The 1,188-nt window shown below is 59.8% G+C and carries 1 protein-coding gene; it reads left to right on the forward strand.

All coding sequences use genetic code 11. The features are described from left to right. The coding region (gene tuf, locus ACR0LI_RS20785; protein ID WP_171725214.1) for an elongation factor Tu at positions 1 to 1,176 on the forward strand (1,176 nt) is incomplete at its 5' end. Between the last annotated feature and the right edge of the window lie 12 nt (positions 1,177 to 1,188).

Below are 1,188 nucleotides of genomic sequence, written 5' to 3' on the forward strand. Positions count from 1 at the left end.
ATGGCAAAGGAAAAGTTTGAGCGTACAAAACCGCACGTCAACATCGGCACGATTGGCCACGTTGACCACGGCAAGACCACGCTGACCGCAGCAATCACCAAGTATTTCGGTGACTTCAAAGCGTATGACCAGATTGACGGCGCGCCTGAAGAAAAAGCACGTGGCATCACCATCTCGACCGCCCACGTGGAATACGAGACCGACAACCGCCACTATGCGCACGTCGACTGCCCCGGCCACGCTGACTACGTCAAGAACATGATCACCGGTGCGGCGCAGATGGACGGCGCGATCCTGGTTGTGAACGCCGCTGACGGCCCGATGCCGCAGACCCGCGAGCACATCCTGCTGGGCCGCCAGGTTGGCATCCCGAAGATGGTCGTGTTCATGAACAAAGTTGACCAGGTCGACGACGAAGAGCTGCTGGAACTGGTTGAGATGGAAGTTCGCGAACTGCTGTCCAGCTACGAATACCCTGGCGACGATATTCCGATCATTGCAGGTTCGGCTCTGGCCGCGATGGAAGGCAACAACCCGGAAATCGGCGAAGCGAAGATCCGCGAACTGATGGCGGCTGTTGATGACTACATCGACACCCCTGAGCGTGAAGTCGACAAGCCGTTCCTGATGCCGGTTGAAGACGTGTTCTCGATCTCGGGCCGTGGTACCGTTGTGACCGGCCGTGTCGAGCGTGGCGTGATCAATGTTGGCGACGAGATCGAAATCGTCGGCATCCGCGACACTCAGAAAACCACCTGTACCGGTGTTGAAATGTTCCGCAAGCTGCTGGATCGCGGTGAAGCGGGCGACAACATCGGCGCCCTGCTGCGCGGTATCGACCGTGACGGCGTTGAGCGTGGCCAGGTTCTGTGTAAGCCGGGTTCGGTGACACCGCACACCAAGTTCGAAGCCGAAGCCTATATCCTGACCAAGGAAGAAGGCGGCCGTCACACCCCGTTCTTCGCGAACTACCGTCCGCAGTTCTACTTCCGGACCACTGACGTGACCGGCACCGTGACCCTGGCGGCTGGCACCGAGATGGTTATGCCTGGCGACAACGTCGGCTTCACCGTCGAGCTGATCGCTCCGATCGCGATGGAAGACGGCCTGCGCTTCGCCATCCGCGAAGGCGGCCGCACCGTCGGCGCCGGCGTCGTGTCGAAAATCATCGAGTAAGTCGGCTTTGCC

Source organism: Ruegeria sp. CL7 (assembly GCF_056536445.1).